Below are 16637 nucleotides of genomic sequence, written 5' to 3' on the forward strand. Positions count from 1 at the left end.
ATGAACAATGCAGAGCGAGGGCACGGTGCAGCAGCGCTTATTTAATAAAATACTGGTGGCCAACCGGGGAGAAATCGCCGTGCGGGTCATGAAAACCGTTCAGGAAATGGGTATTCAGGCCGTGGCCTTGGCCTCCGACGCGGATTTACAGGCCGAGCATGTGCGACAGGCTGACGCGGTAATCCACCTGCCCGGCGAGAAGCCCGCGGACACGTATCTGCAGGGCGAAAAAATCGTGCAACTGGCCAAAGCCATGGGCGTGGATGCCGTGCATCCGGGGTACGGGTTTTTATCGGAAAACGCCAATTTTGCCGAAGCCTGCCAAGCCGCTGGCATCACCTTTATCGGGCCCAGTCCGCAGGTCATTCGGGATATGGGCGATAAAATCATCGCCAAAACGCTGATGCAACAGGCCGGCGTGCCCGTGGTGCCCGGTTGGGCCGGGAATTTGGAAACCGACTTTTCCCAGATTGAAAAAGAGGCTGAGCGCATTGGCTATCCCCTGTTGGTAAAAGCCGCCGCCGGGGGTGGAGGAAAAGGCATGCGTCTGGTGCATTCGCCGCAGGAGTTGGAGGGTGCCTTTGCGGCAGCCGCCCGAGAAGCCCAAAGCGCCTTTGGCGATGCCCGGGTCTTTCTGGAGAAGTACATTACCAAGCCCCGCCACGTGGAGTTCCAGATCTTCGGCGATAGCCAGGGGAATGGGGTGCATTTGTTCGAGCGGGAATGCTCCATTCAGCGCCGCCACCAGAAGATCATCGAGGAAAGCCCCTCCCCTGCCCTAAACGCCGATTTGCGGGAGCGGATGGGCTCTGCCGCGGTGAAAGCGGCGCAGGCCATGGGCTACACCAACGCCGGGACGGTGGAATTTATCGTCTCTGAAAGCGGGGAGTTTTACTTTTTGGAGGTGAATACCCGCTTGCAGGTGGAACATCCGGTCACCGAGATGATCACCCAACTGGATTTAGTGCGTTTGCAAATTCAGGTGGCGGCAGGCTTGCCGTTACCCTTTCAGCAGGCCGATCTCCGCCAGACCGGCCATGCGCTGGAATGCCGCATTTACGCTGAAGATCCGGCCCGCAATTTTATGCCCGGCATCGGAAAACTGGCTTTTTACCGCCCCCCCAGCGGGCCCTTTATCCGCCTGGATAGCGGGGTACGGGAGGGTTCGGAAGTGACCGTGCATTATGATCCCATGCTGGCCAAGTTAATCGTGTGGGGGCCGGATCGCTCAGCGGCCCTGCAAAAAATGAGCTGGGCCCTGTCTCGCTTTGTGGTGCTGGGGGTGCCCAACAACGTGGAATATCTAAAGGCCATCGTGGATCACCCGGCCTTTGTGGCTGGGCAGTTGCACACCCATTTTCTGGACGAACATGGCATTACCGTCCGCACCCCAGAACCATCGGAGGCGGTTTGGGCTTTGGGCACGCTCAGCGCCAGCCTGTTGCAAAACGGCTCTCACTCGAATGCGGCGAAATCCGATGAGAGTGGGCAGGCCCTATTTACCCCTTGGCAGCAAGGGGGCGCCTGGAGGGCTTTGTCATGCCAAAAGTAAAACTGTCCGTACCGGGCCAGCCGCCAGAGGTGTTGGAGTGTCAGCTTCAGGGAAATACTTTTTCCATTCAGCGTTTGATACAGGGGGCGATTCAGGGAGAGGGGCAAACCCAAACCGGCACCGTGGTCCTGAGCGGTTCGGGAGAAGGTTGGCTGAACCTGAACGGGAACATTCTGCCCTTTTTTATGACCCAGCAAACGGATGGCCCTGTGGAACGCCTGAGCATTTGGCTGCAAGGGCAGGTCTATACGCTGGAGCGGCACAACGCCCACGCCCGAGCCACGGGGGCCAAGTCCTCGCTGGTGGCCGACGGGGATATTAAAGCGCCCATGCCGGGTACGGTGCTTAAAATTCTGGCCCAGCCGGGAGACAACGTGGCCGCTAACCAGCCGCTGATTATTATGGAATCCATGAAGATGGAAATGACCTTAACACTGCCAGCGGCGGGCATGGTGAAGACAGTGCGTTGTGAGGCCGGGCAGTTGGTGGACATGGGTGCCCTGCTGATGCAGGTGACCCTCACCCCGCCGGAAGAGCCCGCTTGAGTTTGAGCAAAGGCGATTTGGCTTGTATTGCCGTAGGGACGATTTACAATATAGGCACACCAGCCAGGGAGAACAGCCGCCATGGGAAATCCGATCAACGCAGTGAACCCCGACAACGCAGGCAAAGCCAAAACAGTCAAAATCGTGGAAGTGGGCCCTCGGGATGGCCTTCAGAACGAGAAGGCCCTGATCGATACGGCCACCAAGCGGCAGTTTATTGAAAAACTGGCCAATGCCGGATTGAAATTCATTGAGGTGACCTCCTTTGTCAGCCCCAAGGCGGTGCCCCAACTGGCCGATGCCCTGGAGTTGGTGCGCAGTCTACCCCCTCGGGACGGGGTGCATTATTCGGCGTTGGTGCCCAATATTAAAGGGCTGGAACGGGCTCTGGAATCGGGAATTCGGGAGATTGCCGTGTTCACGGCGGCCTCCAACAGCTTTACCAAAAACAACATCAATATGAGCATTGAGGAATCCCTGGCCGTCTTCGCCCCCGTGGTGGAGCGGGCCAACCGGGAAGGTCTGTTCGTGCGGGGCTATATTTCCACCGCCTTTTACTGCCCCTTTGAGGGCAAAGTTGAGAAAGAGCCGGTGCTAGAGGTCTGTCAGCGCTTGCTGGCCATGGGCGTGCAGGAGCTGTCCATCGGGGATACCATCGGGCAGGCCGTGCCCGATGATGTGCAAAACACCCTGAGCCACCTGCTTCGGTTTTTACCCTTAGAGCAACTGGCCATGCACTTCCACGATACCAACGGGCTGGCCCTTGAAAATGTGATGGCCTCTCTGGATTTGGGTATTTCCATCTTCGATTCCTCCGCCGGGGGGCTGGGTGGTTGCCCTTACGCCCCGGGGGCTTCCGGCAATCTCTCCACTGATGCTCTGGTGCATTTTCTGCACAAACAAGGCATTCAGACCGGGGTGGATGAAGCCAGACTGGCCGAGGCATCGGCGTTAATTCGGCAGGTCCTGAAAAATACGGATGATTTGGTGGCCGATATCGGCAATCTGGAGTATCTGGGGCAAGTGACCTACCCACCGGCCAGTCCCTTATAACGCAAACGCAAGCAATCCCCTCCGAATGTTCCCACAGACGCGCTTTCACTATATAGAGGCTCCTGAACTGGACTCCACCAACGAGGAGGCCAGGCGCCTGCTACAGGCGGAAGCCCTGAGCGGGCCAGCCATCATTCGGGCCCATCAGCAAACCGCCGGTCGAGGCACTCAGGGGCGCACCTGGCATTCGCCTGCCGGGGCGGGGTTATATTTTTCCGTGGTGCATCCTTTTGCCGGGTGGGTGGAGGTGCCCCCCGCACTGGTGCCCATTACCCCCCTGTTTACTCTCGCCGCCGGGGTGGCCTGCGCTGAAAGCGTTCGGGATCTGACGGGGTTGGAGCTTCAACTGAAACCCATTAACGATTTGTGCGTGAATGGGCAAAAACTGGGCGGTATTCTGGTGGAAAGCCTGATCAGCCAGAATCAGTGTCAGGCCCTGATTACGGGCATTGGCATTAACGTCTTTGAACAGGATTCCATCATTGCGGCTTGTTTAGAGGAAGGGCGGGGTAACCAGCCCATTAGCCTGCAAGCCTGTATTCCGCCCCATCACTTTGAGCAGTTTCTACGTCTGGATGGAGGGCAGGGGCAAGCCCTGATGCGGGAATTGTGTGACGCCATTGCTGGTACTGTGGATGACCTGTACCGGGCTTTGATTCTGGGGGAGCATCGGTCCATTTTGGCTCGTTATCGTGAATGCCAACTGCCCGGAACTGAATTGAGGATACCTCCCACGTTATAGAAGATATGCTTACCCTGAACGTTTATAATTGATGCAATCCTCACATTAAAGTATTAGACCCAATGGTCGATAAAGATATCAGATAAATTTCCAGACCGATTTGAGAGGACTGAGATGCGAATTCGTGATCCCAAAGGTATCCGTGCTGGTTTCAGTTTGTCGGAATTATTGATTTCCCTGCTCATTTTGGCGGAAATTGCCACGTTCACCATTCCCAAGGTGTTGAGCGCCCAGCAAAACGGGCAAAACAACGCCAGGGCCAAATCCGTGGCGGCCATGATCTCCGAGGCTTTCTATATTCACAAAATCAATGGCTTGGTGAACGCCAACACACGGGCAACCGATTTGACCCCTTACATGAACTACATATCCTACGATACGACCTCTGGCAGTACCGTGGATAATACTCCTCGGTACTCGTGGTGGTACACCTGTAATAGTTTTTACCCATGTATGGACTTGCATGGTGGGGGCGTGTTGTTATTATTGAATAATTGTCGGCTTGGGGGAACCACCAGCCTGAATTACCTGGATTTTCTCTATGATCCCGATGGCACATTCAATGGGGATTATGTGGTGAATACCTTCAATGGGCAAGGAAAGTCCATCTATTTTGCACTGTACGCCGATGGCTTTTTGACCACCCGAAATAAGATGAGAGCTGGTAGTATTCAAGGTGGTTGTGCAGGAACTACCGGGCCTGATACGGGCTTTGATCCGAGCTGGTTCAGCTGGTAAGCAAAACAACGGACTCCCCTTTGGGGCTTGTGCCCAGCCAGAGAGTCCGCAGTCGTTTATGAGTATTTGTTGGGTTAAGCCACCACGCCGTTCAGGCGATCCGCTTCTAGCCCATTCCAGAAGGCGGCCAGGCCTTCCAGCATTTCCTTGCCGCCTGCTAAAAATTTGGCCCGATCAAAGCGGGGATCCTCAAAGATCTCTTTCAGTTCCTCCTGGGTGTGGGCGGCGTGTTGGGCTTCCAGCCGGTTGTGCCAGGCAAAAAAGGCCAACGATAAATCCGGCACCTGGGTTTTGCGAATTTTCAGCAACCCGTCTTCCAGTTCCTGCCAGAACCCGGCGGCGGCCCAGTTTTCAATGGCAAAACTGGCCCCGGCGGCAATGCTGGCGTCTTCGCTGCCATACAGGCGGGACAGTTCATCACAGAAAAACAGGGTAGAGGCCGTGCCGTGACGGCGCTTGCCCAAATCATCGAAGCCCAGACCCAGTGGCTTGCCGAATTTCAGGAGCCATTCAAAATGCGCCGCCCCAAAGCGGAAGGTGCCCCCTTCAATGGTGCCTTCAGTGCTGACGAATTCCGGGTCGCCTTCCTGATCGGTGTTATCGCCCGATTGTGCTGGAGCGGCCTTGCCCTTATGGTTGAAAATCACCCCCAGCTCATTGGCCAGAATCTCTTTGGCTTGGTGCATGGATTCCAGCGAGTCGGCGTTTAGCATTTTTTTGAGCTGGGCGATTAAAAACAGGTTGGAAAACACGGAAAACTGAATGGCAAAGTGCCGCAGTTGGGGAATGGTCACATCGCCGGAGGCAAACCATTGGGTAAAGCGGTTGCTGACCACGATGGGGTGCTGCAAAAATTCTCGCTCCACCAGCTTGGTAAAGCGCTCATAATCCATTTGGTTCAGATCCTGAACAGAATAAGTCATCGCTTTGCCCTCAGTCCCGGTTGCTAATACAGTCATGTGCTTTCCCTCCTTCACTTTATACGATGTTCTACAAAAACGGAACCCGCCTATGTCGTGGTGTGGATGGCGGGCAGCGGCGGATGGGCCCGCTTCAACATCTTTAAAACGGTCATGGATTCCATGCGATCGATGCACCCCAAGGGCAACAGTTTTTGGTTGATAAATTGGGAGAGGGCCTGAATATCGGCCACCGCCACATGGGCCAGAAAATCCGCCTGACCCAGGGTTTGAGCGCAACTCAGCACCTCGTCCAGATCCCGCACAATGGCTTCAAAGCGCTCAATTTCCGCGGGATTCTGGTTCTTGAGGGTGAAAGTCATAAACAACTCCAGAGGACGACCCACCTGAGCGGGTTCCACCAGGGCGGCGTACCCGCTGATCATGCCGCTTCCCTCCAACCGTCGCACCCGTTCCAGTGTGGCCGATTCGGACAGGCCGATGGCTTTGGCCAGCCGGTTGTTACTCAGGCGACCGTCCAGCATAAGCTGGCGAAGAATGTGCTGATCAATAACATCCATAGAATATTATTTAGAACAAATGGCTATTTTTAGCAATCTATTTTGATTGCTGTGTATTTTTCAGAATTTTATTTGGCTTTACGGCTTGCGGCCTGAACGGTTGACCGCATCAGGCAACGGGCGGTTTAACCAGCAACAGGATGGCAATCAGCAACAGCAGCAGGCCAAAGCCTTGTTTCAACCGGTGCGATCCCACTTTTCGACTCAGGGCAAAACCCTGTAGACTGCCAATCACGGTGCTAAACATCAGGCCATAAAAAATGGGGTTGCCCCAGGGCAGGCTCGTCCAATAGCCCAGCGTACCGGAGGCGGCGTTAAGGCAGATAATGAGCAGGGACGTGGCAATGGCTCGCCGTGGTTCTGACCTGTGAAACAGGATCAGGGCCGGGACTATCAGGAAGCCGCCGCCCACCCCCACCAGTCCGGTCAACACCCCAATGGCCAAACCGGCCATCAGTAACTTCAGGATCTGACCCGGGGCGTTCACCGGGCGGTTGCTGCTTACACGGATCGGGGCGGGGCAGTACAAGCGCCACACAGACAGCAGAATCAAGCCGATGAGTAATTGCATCAAAAAGGCCTGCGGGATGGAGGATGCGAACTGGCTTCCGAGAAAGGCGCCCACACTGCCACCCAGCCCCATCCACAGGGCGGCTGGCAAGTCCACTTCTTTTTGGCGCCAGTACAAAAGCAGGCTGGGCAACGCGCCCAGAACGACCAGCAGCAGGCTGGCTCCCACGGCCTCCCGGAAGGGGAAGTGGAAGGCGTACAGCAGAATGGGGATACTGACCAACGCCCCGCCACCGCCCAGCAATCCGAGAATCAGGCCAATCAACAGCCCCCAGAACAGGGTCAGAATCCACATCATTGGGCGTTAAAGGCCACGTAGTATTCGAGCTGATCGGGTTTTTCCTCCTGCGCGTAGTGCGCGTTCATGAAGGCCACAAATTCAGCTTGAGATGAAATCTGGAGGCGGTGATTGTGTTGACTGACGGCAGAAAGCGGACTGCTCAGGTGGTTGTTGTAATCGTGCCCGGGGTGAATGGTGAAATCCGCCGGGAACTGGGCCAGTTGATGAATGGACTGGAACTGCTGTCCCGCGTCACCGCCCGGTAAGTCGGCCCGCCCGCAACTTTTATTGAACAGGCTATCGCCGGTGAACAACCGCTTACCCAGGCGAATGGTGGTCATATCCACGGTGTGGCCGGGGGTGTGCAAAAACTGGAAGGCCATCCCGCCCAGGGTGCGCTGGTCACCGTCTTTTACCCGTTCAGTGACAAATTGAGAGGGTGCTTGCTGGTGCATCAGGTAGGGCACTTGCAACAACTGGCTCAGGGTGGGGGCGGCGGTGGCGTGTTCGGCATGGGTGTGGGTGTCGATGACCGCAGTCAGGCGCAGCTTGTGCTGATCCAGCGTGAGCAGGTAGGAGCCCAGAATTTCCAGATCCGGGTCGATCAGGACCACCTCGTTGCTTTGCGGGTTGAGAATGAAGTAAGACAGGTTGCCTTCCCCGCTCCACAGGGGATAGATTTCCGCCGGTTCCTCGAAAAAGACATCCACCGCAAAGTGCTGATAGTGCAGGGGAATGTAGGGGCTGATGCTGGGTTTTGGCAAGATTCCACGCTCGATTTTTTTCTGCAACATGGTGAGAACTCCTGAATTCAAAGGCTAATTTGGGGGGGAATGCAGACACTATGGCAAACTGCAATTCGTAGGAGACTTTGAATCCCTTCCGATTCGATTCCAGGGCAGTTTGGCCAGGAGAACAGCCATCAGGCAGGTGTTGGTCAGTCCGGCCATCAGCATGCCCGCCCCGGCCATCAGGGCCAGAAACCACAGGGGCTTGTACAGGGTGCCTGTCAGCACCATGATGCCCACAATGATCTGCACCTGTTGCATGATGCTGTAGCCTTTTTTGAAGGAAACGGTTTCTCGCCGGGCGGCTTTCCACCCTTGCAAGCCGTCCTCCAAAAGCCGAACATTATGAAACCCCATGGCCTGTAGTTGCTGATAGGCCTGATTGGCCCGGTTACCGCTGCGGCAGCTCAGAATAAGTTCTGGCAGGGACTTTAACTGGTCCACGGAAGCCGACAGGAGGGGCAGGGGAATATTGACGGAGCCGGGAATATGCTCCTGGGCAAATTCATCCGGACTCCGCACGTCGATAATGAATTCGTTTTTGAATCCGTTTTCTTTCGCAGAAATTTGATCCGCCTTCAGGCGTTGCATGGCGTTCATTGTCAGGTCCTCTATTTTGATGGGGGACGGGTTAAACGGGGAGTTCGGGGCAGTAAATACGTTGCAGCAGGAACAGCAGCTCCAATAAACGTTCATCTTTCACTCTGTAAAACACCTGGGTTCCTTCCCGGCGGGCCACCAGAATGTCCTTGTCTTTTAGGGTCGCCAAATGGGTGGACATATTGGATTGCGAGGTTCCCACGGCTGCTTCCAGGGCCTGCACGCTCTGCTCGCCGTCTTTCAGCACACACAAAATGGCCAGACGGATAGGGTTGGACAAGGCCTTCAGGCAGCGGCTCGCTTTTTCGATTTTTTCCAGATCCATGGTCTTGGCTCCTTATCTAAATATCATAATATCATTATATTTAGATTTATCAAGAAGTATCGTCCCAAACCAGCCAAACCTCAGGAAATTCCGCAACAAGGCCCACCTGCCCAACCGGGTAATGCCATAAATTAGCCTTTACGAAGTGAACAGAAGTGTTAAAATTCAACACAACTGTCGCCATCGGGTAGACCCGGACTTATGGATGAGCGGACTGGCCCAGTGCCGGACAGTGACTCATAAATTTCGGGGCGAATTTTGGGGCATAGAAGTCGCTAGAGAGAAAAAAATAAAATCAGGCAACTACAAAGAGAGAGAGAAACAATAAGAGAGGCACTGGCATGGTGTTGCTCTCGGGGTAGTCGGAAGCATCGGATGTGTTCACAACCGAAGGAGGGGAGTCAATAATGATACCAATGAACTGGTCTGGATACTGGCAAAACGCACTGGGAAAAGTAACCTATTTGCTACTCGGGACATGCGTGTGTCTTGGCGTGCCCTCAAACCCGGATGCCATGGCCGCGAGTCCTCCGGTCAAGGCACCGGCAAATCCCGCCGCCAAGGCTGGAGAAATGGTTAAACCGGTGATAAAGACCGTTGAAACCGAAATGAAAAAGGTGCAGGAGACTGTTCAGAAAGAGATCAGCCCGGTTATGAAACCAGCCGCGAAAAAGGAGCAGAGCCCGCAGGTTTCCCAGTGGGCCAATGACGCGGTGAATAAAATTGAAGCCGCCCAAAACTCCATTGAACATAACCAGCTACCCGAAGCCAAGCATCAACTGAGCGAGGCCCAGACCTTGCTGGATCACATTCAGCAAACGGAGCCCACCGGCAACGCCATCAACCGGGTGGAATCCACCCGCAAACAGCTTGAGGCCGGGCAGATCAGCACGGACAAGGATCTGGTTCCGCTGGAGCAGGACATTATGATGTTTGAGACGGTCACCCCCGTTCCCAAGGCCAGGCAGCACTTAAACATGGCCAAGCAAAGCCTTCAGGAAAAGAACAAGGCCCACGCTACCGAGCATCTGGTGGATGTGGAGAGCCAGTTAATCTACGCGGAAGCCAACCTGCCGGTATCTCGAACCAAGCAGGATGTGCTGGGCGCGCAGACCCTGCTGGAGCAGGGGAAAGCGAAAGAGGCGCACAAGCTGCTCACCGACTCCCTGAAGCACATTCAGGAAGTGGTTATGGAAACCAGCAAAAGCACACAGATGAAATTGCCCAAAGCCGTGCCCGCCCCTTAATCGGCAGGCTGCACTGAAAACCCTTAAACTGATTGAAAACCCTCAAAGCCAATCGATTCCCTTACCGGGTGTCGGTTGGTTTTGACGGTCAGGGGGTGGGGGCTTCCAGTCCTTTTGCTTTCATGAACTGAAAGAACTGCTCCCCCACTTGTTTGTAGTCGGATTCCTTGAGTTTATGCTTTACGCCGGGCAGAACCCTTATCTGGTTGAAGCGGCTGTGACCGGGCATTGCCGCACTCAGTTTCCGCACCAGCGATACGGGCGCCGAGCCGTCCTTTTCTCCGTGAATAAACAGGGTGGGGACATTGCTTATCCGGGTTAGATAGTCTTCGCTATTGAGCCGGGTTTGCACCCGCTCCACAGACTTTGGCCCAATCAGCGATTTCAGCATGAAGAAGCGTTTGTCCAGATTGTGCTGAACGACTTTTTTGAGAGAGGGGAATCCGTTCACTAACACGATAGCTTTGGGGCCCTGACCCTGCTGCTGGAGCCAGTAAGCCACCCGGGAGGCCACCGGCGCCCCCAATGAGTACCCCATATGCACCTGCTGCCCCACCGGCACCTGAAGGCTTTCCAGCTTTTTGGCGGCGGCCAGCCCGGCCTTGTACATGGCCGCTTCACTGGCCCGTCCGGCACTTTTGCCATAACCGGGGTAATCGTAAACGAAAACGCCGTAACCCTGCTCTTCCAGGGTTTTCATAATGGGCCCCAGATAGCTGATATTGCTGGCCCGCTGCTGATGAAACAACACCGTGGGTTTACCCGCTTTGGCCGGAATGTGCCAGGCCCGCAGGCGAATGTGATCGGTGCTGGCATCAATCCCCAGTGTGTTCTTGATTCCGGTTAACTTGCCACGAACCGTTTCGTACAGGTTAAAGCTCTGATCCTTAATTTTCTGTTGCAGGCTGTCAGCGTGTTTGAACGGTAAATCCTTGACCTTGACCGGCGGAAAGACGGCCAGACGCTCGACCCATTGGCGGGTGCTGTTTTTAAGCGGCAAAAAGGCGAACACGCCCAAAAACAGAAAGAGTGCCGTTTTAACCTGGCTGCCCAGATAGTTGAAAAAGGCCCCGGTTCGCTTTAGGCCGTAAACAAACACCTGGCCCAGATTTTGAAAGAAGGCCCGAATTTTTCCGGGACGAACCGCGCCGGCGAATTGCACGGAAGCGGACATTTTGCCGGGTTTTCCCTGAAAGGCATCGGTTTTGGTGGGTGTCGCTGCGGACACACCCCGCAAGGCCCGCTGGGTTCTTGGGGTAAGATTCGCGGGTTGACCCGAATCGGAATGAAAATGGAAACTGGCTTGCCGAATACTCATATGAATGCCTGTGCCTGGCTTTGGGTATCGCCTTAGGGGCTTTTGGGGTGTTTAGTATTAACAATGGACAAGCAATTTTTGTGCGCCGGTTGAGGTCCTGTGCCTCGGGTTCAAATTACTTTAGGCCCGTATGCCCCGGGACCGGGGGAAGCGCTTGCGGAATCCCCCGTTTTCCAATAAAGTGAAGGGTATATCCAATCGGATGGGCAAGGGGCCGTTTTCGAGAGGCTTCATTGAGCGTCGAGACTGAGTTAGGAAGAGGGTCGCCATGAAAATCGTGGTTTTTATCAAACAGGTTCTGGACAACACCAAGTTAAGGTTCAGTGATGGCAAGCCGGTGCTGGACGGGGTTCCCATGATGATGAACCCTTTCGATGAATACGCTCTGGAAACCGCATTGCGCCTGAAAGAACAGGCCGGGGCCGAGGCCACCGTCACCGTGCTGACCCTGGGCAGTGCCAACGCCAAAGAAATTATTAAAAAAGCCATTGCCGCCGGTGCGGACGCCGCTTTCCTGTTATCCGATGAAGCGCTGAACGAGGGGGATAGTCTTTCCACAGCCCGGGCCCTGGCCCAGGGGGTTCAGGCCTTTGTGCCGGATGCCCGGATACTGGTGTTTGGGCAGTTGGCCCTGGATGACGCCGCCGGACAGGTAGGCCCCATGGTGGCGGAATTGCTGAATCTTCCCAGCGTCACCAGTGGCAAGGATGCAAAACTGGAAGGGGCCACTTTGACTGTGCTGCGGGAAACTGAACGGGGCACCGAGACGGTGAGCCTGCAACTGCCTGCCGTGGCCTGCATGATGAAGTGCGATTACGAGTTGCGCAGCTCCAACATTAAAGGGGTCATGAAGGCCAACAAAACCGACATCCCCATTAAAACACTGGCGGATTTGGGGCTGGCGCCAGCCCTGGCAGGGGCTTCCGGAGCCGCCACCCAGGTGCTTAAAACATGGCAGCGTCCGGCCAAAGCGGGCGGAAAAGTGGTGGACGGCAGCGATCCGGCTGTGGCCGTCAACCAGTTGCTGGATTACCTGAAAGAGGCCAAGGTGCTGTAAGTCTCGATCTTCTTCCGTTCAGGAACCGTTTTAAGCCTGTATTTCAGTGAGACAGAGGATAGTGAAATGAGTGAATTCCAGGGCGTTTGGGTCATTGCCGAATTGACCGCCGATGGCCAGTTGACCGAGGCCAGTCAGGAGCTTTTGACCCCGGCTCGACGTCTGGGCGACAAGTTGGGTCAGCCGGTCACCGGGATTTTGATTTGCGGTGGCCAGAGTTGTCAAAGTGCCCAGCAAGCCTTGGGGCAGTTGGGCGCCAACCGGGTCATTTGCCTCAATCATGAGCGTTTGAGCGAGTACAATGTGGACGCTTACACAGCGGCTTTATCCAGCCTGATTGCTGAGCGAAAACCCAATGTGGTTCTGGCTGGCGCGTCCTCCGGGGTGGCGGATTATATGCCCCGGGTGGCCGTTCGTTCCGGCGGCAGCCTGATTACCCAGGCCAGCGATCTGGATTTGAACGCGCAGGGCAAGGTGGAAGTCACCCGGGCTTGCTACGCGGAGGGCTTATTGTCCAGTGTGACGGCCAAGGCCTTTCCGCAACTGATCACGGTGAAGAAAAAGGCGTTCCCCAAGCCGGTGCCGAATGAAACCGTTCAGCCCGAAGTGGAGAACGTCACGCCCGACCTGAGCGGCGTACCGGAGCGGGTCAAACTGATTGCTGTTGAGCAGTCGGAAGCCAAAGGGGCTAAAAAACTGGAAGAGGCGGAAATTATCGTTTCCGGGGGACGGGGCCTGAAAGAATCCAGTAATTTTCAGGTGGTGGAAGCGCTGGCTGAAGCCTTGGGGGCGGCAGTGGGCGCTTCCCGGGCCGTGGTGGACGCTGGCTGGCGTCCGCACTCCGAGCAGGTGGGGCAAACCGGCAAAACGGTCAGTCCCAAAGTGTACTTTGCCCTGGGCATTTCGGGGGCCATTCAGCATCTGGTTGGCATGAACACCAGTCAACTGATTATTGCCATCAACCGGGATGAAAACGCACCCATTTTCAAGACGGCGGACTTTGGCATCGTGGGCGATGCCCTAACCATTGTGCCTGAACTGACCCGGGTGATCCGGCAGCAAAACCTGAGCCTGCACGGGTAACTCCCCACACGACACACACAGGCCTCCAGCCCTTTTTCATCCAATGGAAAAGGGCTTTGGCTTGTTCGGAACGATTCCCAACTGACACAAAATTCCGGACAGCCGTTACAATGAATGCAGATGAGTTTTTCAAGATCGGCCACGTCCGCTGATGTTGAGTAGGGCAAGGTAAACGCTGAGATGACCATTAAACAGTTTGCTCCCGGAGAAGTCATTATTGCCGAAGGAACCTGCGGGGCCCAGACCTTTCTCATCCAGCAAGGTCAGGTACTCATCTGCAAGGAAACCGGCGGCATTAACCGCATCCCCATCACCGTTTTGAAATCGGGTGATGTGTTCGGGGAAATGTACCTGTTTGATGATACCGGTTTCCGCACGGCCACCGTGGTCGCCCAGTCGGCTGTCACCCTGGAGGTGATCCCCCGGGAGAAAATGGAGGCTTATCTGGCCCAGACCCCACCCATCGTACAATCGATGATCAAAACGCTGAGTGTTCGTCTGGCTGAAACCTCCCAGGAAAATTCCATTTTGAAATACCGGATGAATCACCCCCTGAAGCGCTTTTTAAAACTTTTTACAAGCTGATTGCTTCACGCTTCAAGCTGTCAAGAAAGGCCGTATTCTGAGCGTTGCGTTAGCGGTCAGAGAAAATTTCGTCAGGGCCATTTGGTACTGGCTTCCCGGTTCTGCGGGAATTGTTCTGCGAGAATAACGGACTGAATCATCCTAAAAAAATGAGACAGCATAAAAAAACGGGCCAGCGCTGGCTGACCCGTTTTTGCTTTTGTCCAGAATTACTGGGGCTGATTGATCTGCACGGTAATCGGTTGATCCAGCTTGATTTCCAGCTTGTCGCCGGAACCAATGGAAACTTCCTTTCCTTTCTTGGCTGCGGCGGCGATGGCCCCGGCACCCGCACCGACGGCGGTACCGTAGATGGCCCCTTTACCCACTTTTCCACCGGAAAGGGGGCCCATGGCTGTTCCCAGGGCGGCGCCCAAACCGGCACCCAGCGCGGTGGTTCCTACGGATTTCAGAATGCGGCCCTTGGTGGTATCACCCCGCAGCGTTCCGTCTTCCGTGGCCACAGAGCCCTGAATGACGTAGCGTTGTCCATCCGGGGTCACGATCTCATTGAAGGCGATATCCAGGGTGCCCGGCTTGCCAGTACGACCGGCAGACTCCACCTGGTTGACCTTACCGACAATCTGGCTACCACTGGGGATAATGACCTGATTGTCGGAGCTGAGCAGGGGTTGATCCACATTCAGCCGAATTTCATCGCCCACTTTGTTCAGTTCGGAACTGAGCAAGCCGGTGTTCAGGGTGCCCGTGAATTTGGTGTTGGCGGGAACAGTGGCCACACGACCTTGCAGCAAGGTATTGCCCCCCTGAGTGGTCATGCCGGTGGTGCTGCCCATCATGGTGCCGCCTTGTCCACCGGCCAGGTTCAGACGCGCCCGCAGGTTTTCCACCATGGCCGCTACCTCGGCCCGGGTGGTGGGGGCCAGGGGTTCAATCTGGTTGCCAGCGGCGGGATCGTTGGCGTAAATACCGGACATAATGGCCGCAGCCACACCGGGACGCGCCCAGGTCGGAATACTGGCGGAATCCCGGTAAGCGCTCAGGGTCTGGTTAATGGCCGCGTCGCTGGGCATGGGAATGCGGGCGGCGTTGCTTAAAATAGCCATCGATTCGGCCCGGCTGATGCTTTTGGCGGGCATAAACTGGCCATTGGGGTAGCCACTGACCAACCCGGTGGCCCGGACCGTCTCAATGGAGGGGTAAGCCCAGTGGCCGGGGGGCACGTCGTTGAAGGTCTGACTGCCGGAGGCGTTCAGGGTCAGGCTCAGCGCCTTGACCATCATGGCCGAGAACTCGGCACGGGTGATGAGACCTTCCGGGCGGAAAGTGCCGTCTGGGTAGCCGGTTAAAATCCCCTGATTGGACAGGCTTTGAATGGCGTTTTGAGCCCAGTGGGACTGGCTATCGGCGAAAAAAGCCGCCATGGCCGAAAGGGGCATGGCCGCCATTTGCAGGGTCAGGGCCAGGGTTAAAATTCTGGTTTGCGTTTTCATGGGGAAAATCTCCTCGATCATTCAATAACAACAAACAGTAACGGATTCTGTAATACCAGCCGCTGGTCTGAAAAGGATTGGTCTTACGAACGAGGCGAAAGTGGTTCTCCCGGATATCCCGCTTTGCAGGGGTTGTGAATGGGGATGCTTGCCCTTTGCCACTGTTTTGCCAAATCAGTACCGCGTTCTGTCACTGACCTGATCTGCAAACTGTTTCCGCATCCCTTTTTAAAAGGTTGGGTCGAAGGTCTGTAGATGGGTCACTCTCAATACCAGGGGTGGGCTGGAGTGCGCGTCTCTGTGGATGCGCTGACCTGGTACGCTTAACTTATACGTTCAACCAGTACGTTCAAAAAACTAAAAAGTTTCACTCGATCACTACTACAGGCTGATTTTACCACAGTACGTATGCCGGGATGAGTGGTTATAAAGAAGCTTGTTCTTCTGTAGCATTGATTTTGGGGGCCTTGGTTTGGGGAATGAGTCCGTTAAACAACCAGCCATGCTGATTTACCGTGGGCAATCCTGCGATTAAAATAGAAGCAAGCGGAACCGTAGGCCGTTTTTATCGTCCTGTTTTGTGTAGAAAAATATTTCATCGTGGATGCGTTGATGCAAGTTTTGTTGATGCAATTTTGAAGAAAGATGCAATTTTAGAGAAGGAGGGATTTCCAATGAAATGGATTGCTTTATACACCCCCAAAAAAACGGTTACCGCCTTGACCATTCTGGGCGGGCTGCTGGCAAGCACCATGACGACCAGCGCTCTGGCTGAGGACCTATGGAAAAAACCGGTGGTCAAACAGGGCGTGGTAGGCGCCGCCGCCGGGGCCGCCGTGGGCGCCCTGTCTGATCGCAGTTCCGTCGGGAAAGGTGCGGTGACCGGGGCCGCCGTGGGCGTGGGTACTGGCCTGATGACCCAGTCCAGATTTCTGCGAGACAAGCCCTTGTTACGCAACGCTGCTCAGGGTGCTGTCATTGGGACAGGGGCCAGTTACGTAACCGGTAAAAGCAAGGTGAAAGGCGCAGCCATTGGCGCAGGCGGCGGGGCTGGGTACCACTACGTCAAGCAATACCTGGACAAACGCTAGTCGCGCCTTCCTTCAGGCACTCTTGGGCGGACAGGTTTTGGGCCTGTCCGCTCTGCTTTTACCGGGCTCGTGTGTTCAGTCCGGATTTTC

Annotated in this window: 18 protein-coding genes; 10 read left to right on the plus strand and 8 right to left on the minus strand. The window is 55.4% G+C overall.

Going from position 1 to position 16637, the window contains the following annotated elements:
* Nucleotides 1-7 precede the first annotated feature (7 nt).
* The 5 genes from DF283_RS09845 to DF283_RS09865 all read left to right on the plus strand — a co-directional run bounded on the left by DF283_RS09845 (nucleotide 8) and on the right by DF283_RS09865 (nucleotide 4630).
* Nucleotides 8-1552, plus strand: a complete 1545-nt coding sequence (locus DF283_RS09845; protein ID WP_303674646.1) for an acetyl-CoA carboxylase biotin carboxylase subunit — start codon at nucleotides 8-10, stop codon at nucleotides 1550-1552.
* Complete coding sequence (locus DF283_RS09850) at nucleotides 1540-2097, plus strand: acyl-CoA carboxylase biotin carboxyl carrier protein subunit (protein WP_303674647.1); 558 nt, start codon at nucleotides 1540-1542, stop codon at nucleotides 2095-2097. The genes DF283_RS09845 and DF283_RS09850 overlap by 13 nt, the downstream gene beginning before the upstream one ends.
* 81 nt (nucleotides 2098-2178) lie before the next feature.
* Nucleotides 2179-3150, plus strand: coding sequence for a hydroxymethylglutaryl-CoA lyase (locus tag DF283_RS09855; RefSeq protein WP_303674648.1), 972 nt, complete (start codon nucleotides 2179-2181; stop codon nucleotides 3148-3150).
* A gap of 25 nt (nucleotides 3151-3175) precedes the next feature.
* Nucleotides 3176-3892, plus strand: a complete 717-nt coding sequence (locus DF283_RS09860) for a biotin--[acetyl-CoA-carboxylase] ligase (protein WP_303674649.1) — start codon at nucleotides 3176-3178, stop codon at nucleotides 3890-3892.
* Between the two features lie 114 nt (nucleotides 3893-4006).
* Nucleotides 4007-4630, plus strand: coding sequence for a hypothetical protein (locus DF283_RS09865; RefSeq protein ID WP_303674651.1), 624 nt, complete (start codon nucleotides 4007-4009; stop codon nucleotides 4628-4630).
* A 74-nt stretch (nucleotides 4631-4704) separates the two neighbouring features.
* Here the strand turns inward: DF283_RS09865 and DF283_RS09870 are convergent, their stop codons facing one another.
* The 6 genes from DF283_RS09870 to DF283_RS09895 all read right to left on the minus strand — a co-directional run bounded on the left by DF283_RS09870 (nucleotide 4705) and on the right by DF283_RS09895 (nucleotide 8673).
* Nucleotides 4705-5589: a hypothetical protein gene (locus DF283_RS09870; protein ID WP_303674653.1), complete on the minus strand. Its 885-nt coding sequence runs from the start codon at nucleotides 5587-5589 to the stop codon at nucleotides 4705-4707.
* Nucleotides 5590-5639: 50 nt separating this feature from the next.
* Nucleotides 5640-6110, minus strand: a complete 471-nt coding sequence (locus DF283_RS09875) for an Lrp/AsnC family transcriptional regulator (RefSeq protein WP_303674654.1) — start codon at nucleotides 6108-6110, stop codon at nucleotides 5640-5642.
* Between the two features lie 109 nt (nucleotides 6111-6219).
* Nucleotides 6220-6978 (minus strand): sulfite exporter TauE/SafE family protein, encoded by a 759-nt coding sequence (locus tag DF283_RS09880; protein WP_303674655.1) that lies wholly within the window; start codon nucleotides 6976-6978, stop codon nucleotides 6220-6222.
* On the minus strand, nucleotides 6975-7754 hold the full coding sequence (locus tag DF283_RS09885; protein WP_303674656.1) for an MBL fold metallo-hydrolase: 780 nt from the start codon (nucleotides 7752-7754) through the stop codon (nucleotides 6975-6977). The genes DF283_RS09880 and DF283_RS09885 overlap by 4 nt, the downstream gene beginning before the upstream one ends.
* A gap of 48 nt (nucleotides 7755-7802) precedes the next feature.
* Nucleotides 7803-8348: a rhodanese-like domain-containing protein gene (locus DF283_RS09890; RefSeq protein ID WP_303674657.1), complete on the minus strand. Its 546-nt coding sequence runs from the start codon at nucleotides 8346-8348 to the stop codon at nucleotides 7803-7805.
* Between the two features lie 31 nt (nucleotides 8349-8379).
* Nucleotides 8380-8673 (minus strand): ArsR/SmtB family transcription factor, encoded by a 294-nt coding sequence (locus tag DF283_RS09895; protein ID WP_303674658.1) that lies wholly within the window; start codon nucleotides 8671-8673, stop codon nucleotides 8380-8382.
* A 416-nt stretch (nucleotides 8674-9089) separates the two neighbouring features.
* Here DF283_RS09895 and DF283_RS09900 point away from each other — a divergent pair, with 416 nt between their 5' ends.
* Nucleotides 9090-9920 carry a YfdX family protein gene (locus DF283_RS09900; RefSeq protein WP_303674659.1) on the plus strand — a complete coding sequence of 277 codons (831 nt, stop codon included), beginning with the start codon at nucleotides 9090-9092 and terminating at the stop codon, nucleotides 9918-9920.
* Nucleotides 9921-10008: 88 nt separating this feature from the next.
* On the opposite strand, the gene DF283_RS09905 is transcribed toward DF283_RS09900, so the two are convergent.
* The gene (locus tag DF283_RS09905) at nucleotides 10009-11238 is read right to left on the minus strand and encodes an alpha/beta hydrolase (protein ID WP_303674660.1); all 1230 of its coding nucleotides are present in this window, start codon (nucleotides 11236-11238) and stop codon (nucleotides 10009-10011) included.
* 268 nt (nucleotides 11239-11506) lie between these two features.
* Between DF283_RS09905 and DF283_RS09910 the strand changes: the two genes are divergently transcribed.
* From DF283_RS09910 to DF283_RS09920, 3 genes are all read left to right on the plus strand, one after another.
* A complete protein-coding gene (locus tag DF283_RS09910; RefSeq protein WP_303674661.1) occupies nucleotides 11507-12295 on the plus strand; it encodes an electron transfer flavoprotein subunit beta/FixA family protein in 789 nt (262 codons plus the stop codon).
* A gap of 66 nt (nucleotides 12296-12361) precedes the next feature.
* Nucleotides 12362-13378, plus strand: a complete 1017-nt coding sequence (locus DF283_RS09915) for an electron transfer flavoprotein subunit alpha/FixB family protein (RefSeq protein WP_303674663.1) — start codon at nucleotides 12362-12364, stop codon at nucleotides 13376-13378.
* A 180-nt stretch (nucleotides 13379-13558) separates the two neighbouring features.
* Entirely contained in the window at nucleotides 13559-13963 is a 405-nt protein-coding gene (locus DF283_RS09920; protein WP_303674664.1) for a Crp/Fnr family transcriptional regulator, read from the plus strand.
* Between the two features lie 209 nt (nucleotides 13964-14172).
* On the opposite strand, the gene DF283_RS09925 is transcribed toward DF283_RS09920, so the two are convergent.
* Entirely contained in the window at nucleotides 14173-15456 is a 1284-nt protein-coding gene (locus tag DF283_RS09925) for an S-layer homology domain-containing protein (protein WP_303674666.1), read from the minus strand.
* A 674-nt stretch (nucleotides 15457-16130) separates the two neighbouring features.
* On the opposite strand from DF283_RS09925, the gene DF283_RS09930 reads away from it, so the two are divergent.
* Nucleotides 16131-16547, plus strand: coding sequence for a YMGG-like glycine zipper-containing protein (locus tag DF283_RS09930; RefSeq protein WP_303674668.1), 417 nt, complete (start codon nucleotides 16131-16133; stop codon nucleotides 16545-16547).
* Nucleotides 16548-16637: the final 90 nt, after the last annotated feature.

Source organism: Vampirovibrio chlorellavorus (genome assembly GCF_003149375.1).
Classification (GTDB): Bacteria; Cyanobacteriota; Vampirovibrionia; order Vampirovibrionales; family Vampirovibrionaceae; genus Vampirovibrio; species Vampirovibrio chlorellavorus_B.